Source organism: Microbispora sp. H10836, assembly GCF_012999525.1.
Classification (GTDB): Bacteria; Actinomycetota; Actinomycetes; order Streptosporangiales; family Streptosporangiaceae; genus Microbispora.
The window spans coordinates 41,711-47,945 of the sequence record NZ_JABBWU010000036.1; the positions used below are offsets into that span (position 1 = coordinate 41,711).

The 6,235-nt window shown below is 69.7% G+C and carries 6 protein-coding genes and 1 rRNA gene; 4 read left to right on the forward strand and 3 right to left on the reverse strand.

What is annotated here, in order from left to right; genetic code table 11:
• The first annotated feature begins 1 nt into the window (after window position 1).
• The 3 genes from HHX30_RS38800 (at window position 2) to HHX30_RS38810 (ending at window position 3,634) form a co-directional block, all read left to right on the forward strand.
• Window positions 2–1,612, forward strand: coding sequence for a PucR family transcriptional regulator ligand-binding domain-containing protein (locus HHX30_RS38800; protein WP_169988935.1), 1,611 nt, complete (start codon window positions 2–4; stop codon window positions 1,610–1,612).
• Between the two features lie 200 nt (window positions 1,613–1,812).
• Window positions 1,813–2,016, forward strand: coding sequence for a hypothetical protein (locus HHX30_RS38805; RefSeq protein WP_169988936.1), 204 nt, complete (start codon window positions 1,813–1,815; stop codon window positions 2,014–2,016).
• Window positions 2,017–2,164: 148 nt separating this feature from the next.
• Entirely contained in the window at window positions 2,165–3,634 is a 1,470-nt protein-coding gene (locus tag HHX30_RS38810; RefSeq protein ID WP_169988937.1) for a phosphodiester glycosidase family protein, read from the forward strand.
• Window positions 3,635–3,698: 64 nt separating this feature from the next.
• Here the strand turns inward: HHX30_RS38810 and HHX30_RS38815 are convergent, their stop codons facing one another.
• Entirely contained in the window at window positions 3,699–4,589 is an 891-nt protein-coding gene (locus HHX30_RS38815) for a phenylalanine 4-monooxygenase (RefSeq protein WP_169988938.1), read from the reverse strand.
• Between the two features lie 131 nt (window positions 4,590–4,720).
• On the opposite strand from HHX30_RS38815, the gene HHX30_RS38820 reads away from it, so the two are divergent.
• Window positions 4,721–5,206 carry an Lrp/AsnC family transcriptional regulator gene (locus HHX30_RS38820; protein ID WP_169988939.1) on the forward strand — a complete coding sequence of 162 codons (486 nt, stop codon included), beginning with the start codon at window positions 4,721–4,723 and terminating at the stop codon, window positions 5,204–5,206.
• Between the two features lie 89 nt (window positions 5,207–5,295).
• Here the strand turns inward: HHX30_RS38820 and HHX30_RS38825 are convergent, their stop codons facing one another.
• Together HHX30_RS38825 and rrf are read right to left on the reverse strand one after the other, a co-directional pair.
• On the reverse strand, window positions 5,296–5,946 hold the full coding sequence (locus tag HHX30_RS38825) for an SUMF1/EgtB/PvdO family nonheme iron enzyme (protein ID WP_169988940.1): 651 nt from the start codon (window positions 5,944–5,946) through the stop codon (window positions 5,296–5,298).
• 164 nt (window positions 5,947–6,110) lie between these two features.
• Window positions 6,111–6,227, reverse strand: a 5S ribosomal RNA gene (gene rrf / locus HHX30_RS38830).
• Between the last annotated feature and the right edge of the window lie 8 nt (window positions 6,228–6,235).

Genomic DNA, 6,235 nt, shown 5'->3' on the forward strand with positions numbered 1-6,235 from the left:
CATGCTCCCCACGGTCGCCGACGTGCTCGCGCTGGACACCGTCCGGCGCGGCAGCCCCCGGGTGGTGGCGGGCGGCGACCGGCTCGACACCAGGGTCCGGTGGGTCCACGTGGGCGAGGTGCACGACATCGCCCACCTTTTACGCGGCGGCGAGCTGGTCCTCACGACGGGTGTGGCGCTGCCGAGCGAACCCGACAAGCTGGCCGACTACATCTGCGAGCTGGCCGCGGTCGGCGCCTCGGGCCTGATCGTGGAGCTCGGCCGCAGGTTCGTCCGCGAGCTGCCGAGGCCAGTGGTGAAGGCGGCGGAGGAGCATGGGCTGCCCCTGATCACGCTGGCCCGCGAGACGCCCTTCGTGCAGATCACCGAGTCGGTCCACGCGCGGATCATCGACATCCAGCTCCAGGAGCTGCGGGCCTCCGAGCAACTGCACGAGGTGTTCACCGAGCTGTCGGTCGAGGGCGCGTCCCCGGCGGAGGTGCTCAACCAGGTCACCCGGTTCTCCGGCCGCCCGGCGCTGCTGGAGAACCTCGCCCACCAGGTCCTGGCGTGCGACGCCGCCGGAGGCGACACCGGAACCGTGCTGGCCAACTGGGAGACCAGGTCGCGCGCGGTGATGCCGGCCGAGCGGACCGCCTACGACGCCGCCTCCGGGTGGCTGGTGACCATGGTCGGCGCCCGTGGCCAGGACTGGGGACGGCTCATCCTGCTGTGCGACGGCCCGCCCAGCCCCCGTGACATCGTGCTGGCCGAACGCGCGGCGACCACGCTCGCGCTCAGCCGCCTGCTGGAGCGGCACCAGGAGTCCCTGGAGCGGCAGGCGCACGGGACCATACTGAACGGCATCCTCACCCACGCGTACGCCGACCCCGACGAGGCCGCCGCCCGCGCCCGCGCCGTCGGCGTCCCGCTCACCGGCCGCAGGCTCGTGAGCGCCGTCATCCGGCTGACCGCGCCCGCCGGCACCGCGCTGGGCGAGCAGGCCAGGCTGGGCGAGCTCGCTGAGGCCTGCGCCGCCGCCTGCCGCGAGGCCAAACTGCCCGCACTGATCGGGGCGCTGGACCAGAGCCGCGTCGGAGTGCTGCTGCCGCTGCCGCCCCGCATGGCCGCGGAGACGGCGCTCGACGCGCTGGCCGAGCGCCTGCGGGCGAACTTCGCCACGCCGTTCGTGCTCGCGGCCGGCTCGGTCGTCGAGTCCATCAAGGACGTACGGCGGAGCTTCCTGGAGGCCGAGCAGGTGGCGGAGGTGGCCGTGCGCCAGCCCGACGGCCGGCCGTTCTACCGGCTCCCCGACCTGCGGCTGCGCGGCCTGCTGCACCTGCTGCGCGACGACGCCCGGCTGCAGACCTTCGCCGAGCGCGAGCTGGGGTCCCTGCTGGCCTACGACGCCCAGCGGCACGGCGACCTGACCAGGATCCTGCGCATCTATCTCGACGCGGGACGCAACAAGGCGGTGGCCGCACAGAAGGCCCATCTGTCCCGCCCCGCCTTCTACGACCGCCTGCGGCGGCTCGAACGCGTCCTCGACACCGACCTCGACGACGTCGAGTCGTGCCTGTCGCTGCACGTCGCGCTGCTGGCTCTGGAGACCTTCCGCCGCGAGACCACCTGAACGAGCTCTCCGCATAGCCGAGTCGATGGCCGGGGCAGACGATTTGACCCGTTAAGGCGCTCGCTGGGCGGCTCCTCGCGGACTTGCCGACACCCAGAAGGTAGGTATGTCGTCCCGGGTGTAAGGTCTACCGCACCCGACTACTCTTCGTATGCTCGCACTCACGGGCTGAATCGTGCTTACCTCGAAACGTGCCCACGATGAGCGAACCCAAAATCAGCCCGACGGTCGTGGTCCGGGCCCTGTCCGCGCGTTTCCCCAAATGGACCATCTGGTGGGGCGAGGCCACCACGCACTACTGGGGCATGTCCCGGCGGCGCGATGGGCTGCTCGTTCACATCGAGGCCCGGTCCGCGCAGGAGTTCGTGCAGCGAGCGCGGGAAATCGACGCCAACACCCCTTGATGCACTTATATGCATGAATGTCCGATTCGACATATGAGAGCTGCCGAAGTCGTCTGGGAAATTCATGCGCTTTAGCGGGTTTCCGTCGTCTTCGTACGCAATCGTCGCCACGATAGTCCCGCAAGGATCACCGAGCGGGAGCAATCGCATGAAACGCCGCCTAATCGTCGGGGCCGCCGCGCTGGCCCTGACGACGACCATCTCTTCGGCACCGGCCACCGCCGAGCCCGTCGCCGGACTGCCGACGACGACCTTTCCCCTCGGTGAGCCCGGGATCCCGAAGTCGGCGGCCAAGAGCCTGGCCCCCGGCGTCAGCTACTTCACCCTCAGGCACGGCAATCCGCAGGAGGGATACACGGTCAGCGTCGTCCTCGCGGGCAAGGACTTCATGTCCGAAGCCAAGGCACAGGCCCAGGCGACGGCCGTGCAGGCGGCGGGCCTCGAGCCCCTCATCGTCAAGTTCACCAGGCCCGCCGTCGCCGACCACCCCGCCGGCGACTACTTCATGGTGCGGGTGGGCAACTGGCCGCTCGACCAGAAGGCCGCGGCGGCCGAGGTCGTCAAGCAACTCAAGGACGCCGGGGTGAGCGCGAAGGTCGACTTCCAGGGCGACGACGGCTTCGTCACCACCGGCCCCTGGGATATGCGGGTCATCGTGGTCGACCCGCGGAAGTTCCGCGGCTCCTTCGAGGCGTCGCTGGGCACGAGCGTCGCCAAGCGTGAGAAGGTCTCGGCCATGGCCTCCGCCGCCGGGGCGCTCGCCGCCGTGAACGGCGGTTTCTTCGACATCCACACGCTGCCCGCCTTCCGCGGCGACCCGACGGGCATCTCCGTCGTCCGCGGCAAGCTGCTCAGCGAGGCCGTCGCCGGCCGCGTGGGCCTGGTCCTGCGGGGCCGTACTGCGCGCGTCACCGAGCTGTCGTCCACGGTGGTCGCCCATGCGGCCGACGGGACCACGGCCGAGGTGACCGGCATCAACCGGGTGCCGAAGCCGGACGAACTGGTCATGTACACCGAGGAACTCGGGCGGGACACCCCGCAGGACGACGGGATCGAGGTGGTCCTCGACGCGTCCGGCAGGGTGACCGCCGTCCGCGCGTCCGGCGGTCCCGTGGCACCGGGGACCCGCGTGCTGCACGCCGTCGGAGCCGCCGCCGACTGGCTGTCGCAGCGCGCGGGCGAGGGCACGACCATCACGGTCACGACCCGGGTCACCGACCTGCGGACGAACAAGGCCATCCCGCTGACCCCGGAGACCAACATCATCGGCGGCGCGATCGGCCTGCTCCGGAACGGCAGGACCTCGATCACCGCGTCGCGGGACGGCATGGCCAACACCAACATGATCCTGCGGCGCCATCCGCGCACGCTCGCCGGCGTCACCCGCGACGGCAAGCTCGTCATCGCGGTCGTCGACGGCCGCCGGCCGGGCAGCACGATCGGCGCGTCGTTCTTCGAGGCGGCCGCGCTCATGCGCTGGCTCGGCGCGCGCGACGCGGTCAACCTGGACGGCGGCGGGTCGAGCACCATGGTCCTCGGCAAGAAGGTGGTCAACCATCCGTCCGACGGCGCCGAGCGGGGAGTCGGCGACGCCCTGTTGATCGTCGGCGCGCGCTGAGCCCGATCAGGCGGGGGAGGCGCCGAACCGGGCACGTGCCGGACCGGGGTACGCGCGAACCCGCTCAGGCGGGGGGCGCCGCGAGGAGCCGGGCGATCGTGTCGTCGTCGCAGGTGTCCCAGAACGTCCCGACCGTGTCTTCGAGGTGGTCGAACGAGGCCGCCTCGAAGAGGACCTCCTGATACTTCGTGATGTCGTAGTGGGTGGTCCCCATCGCGGCGAGGTCGAGCGGGCGGATGTCCATTCCGCGGAACTCCTCGATCTCGCCGTACGAGCTGAGGATCCCCGCGCCGTACGCCCTGAGTTCGCCGTCCTCCCGCATGACGCCGAACTCCAGGGTGAACCAGAACACCTTGGACACGAACTCCAGCGCCTCGTCGGTCTCCACCCGGCGGGCCGCCCGGCCGGCGGCCCGGTACAGCGCGGCGAACCGGGGTGACGCCAGCGTGTTGGCGTGCCCGATCACCTCGTGGATGACATCCGGCTCAGGAGTGTAGAACGGCACGGAATGGTGCCGGATGTACTGGGTGGAGTGGAACAGGCCGTCGGCCAGGACGCCGTAGAACTCGCGGAGCGGGACCAGCCCGGCGGCGGGCAGGTAGCGGAAACCGGTCAGCGGCTCCAGAAGGTCGCCGACCTCCTGGAGCTGCGGGATGCGGTCCTCCGGCAGGCCGAGCCGCGCCGTCGCCTCGAGGAACTCGCGCACCGCGTACTTCTGATGCTTGATCGCCAGTTCCTTGGTGACGAGCGCCCACACATGGTGCTCCTCGTCGGTGTACTCGGCCGTAGGGATGGGGTCACCCGGCTTGTGCACGAGCGCCAGCGCCGCGATCGCGTTGCGGCGCTGACGGTAGACGGCGTCCGCGAAACCGGGGTGGCTCGTGGCCAGCTCGACGACGACGGATCCGTCATCCTTCGTCGCCACCGGGGCGAAATACTGCGCTTCTTCGAACATACTCCGATATGACAGCAAGTAACCGCTTAGCTGGCAAGAGTGATCAGCTGAGGTGTGCGAAACGCTCAAATCGGCGTTTTTTCGGGCCAGCGCACTGGTCGATTCGCTCAGTCCGGGCGTACCCTCGGCGCATGCTCGACGCGCTCGACAGCCGCCTGCTGACCACCATGCGGGCCAACCCCCGGATCGGGCTCACCGAACTGGCCCGCCTGCTCGGCGTGGCCCGCGGCACCGTGCAGTCGCGGCTGGACAAGCTCACCGCCCGCGGCGTCATCAGCGACTTCGGCCCGACGATCACGACAGAGCAGATCGGCTACCCCATCCTCGCCTTCGCCTCCCTGCAGATCGCTCAGGGCAAACTGACCGAGGCCGTGCGGTGGCTGGACGGCGTCCCGGAGATCCTCGAGGTCTACGGCACCAGCGGCCAGGCCGACCTGCTGTGCCGCGTGGTCGCCCGCAGCACCCCGCATCTTCAGGAAATCATCGCCCGGATCCTCGCCTCCCCCGCCATCCAGCGCACCGACACGACGATCGCCCTGTCGACCCAGATCCCCTTCCGCATCGAACCCCTGCTGGAGGCCGCGGTCGCACCGCCTGAAACGCGGTCACCGGCCTGAAACGCGGTCATCCGCATTGCGGGCCGCGGGCGCCGACGTTTGGGCCGCGTTCGTCGGCTCGGACGAACGCGGCTCAGACGAACCGCGGCTCAGACGGATCTCGCGAGGCGGAAGCCGAGGTCGTCGATGCGGAACGTCGGGTGGCTCTTGCGGCGGCAGGACGCCCGGCATCCCCGGGGCAGATCATGCGCTCCTCCGCCCCGGAACACGCGGTAGGGACCGTAGACACTTGCGTCGTAGACGTCCCAGCACCATTCCCACACGTTGCCGATCATGTCGTACAGGCCCCACGCGTTCGGCTTCCTGGTCCCGACCTCGTGCACCCGTCCGCCGGAGTTCTCCCTGTGCCAGGCGATCTCGTCGAGGTCCCCGTACCGCACCCCGGTCGTCCCGGCCCGGCACGCGTATTCCCACTCCGCCTCGGACGGCAGGCGGTATCCGTCCGCGTCCCAGTCGCAGACCACGTCCTGCGCGTTGGGGTCGTCCCCGATCGCATAGCAAGGAGCCAGCCCCACCGCCTCTGAGAGGCGATTGCAGAACCGGACGGCGTCGATCCAGGACACATCGGTCATCGGCGTCAGTGATCCAGCCGAGCTCACCACGGCCTCATCGGTGACGGATCCATACAGCTCCCGGGTCACCGGAAAGGGCGCCAACAGGAAATCCCCGACCGCGCCCACCCAGCTCGTCCGCGTCCCCTCATCCCGAAGGAGAATCCTCCCTGCGGGAACTCGGATCATTCGCTCCGTGGTCACCTCAGCCGGCGACGATTCACGGCTCACCGTAGGGTCCTGCCCTTCGCCGTCGATTCCGTAGACGCGAGCCGAGGATGGGACGTGCCACCGCGGCAGCACGGCAACAAAAAAGGGGCCACCCCGTGCGGGGTGGCCCCTTTTCAAAGTTTGTCCGGCGGTGTCCTACTCTCCCACACCGTCCCCGGTGCAGTACCATCGGCGCTGGCAGGCTTAACTTCCGGGTTCGGAAAGTAACCGGGTGTTTCCCTGCCGCTATAACCGCCGTAACCCCATG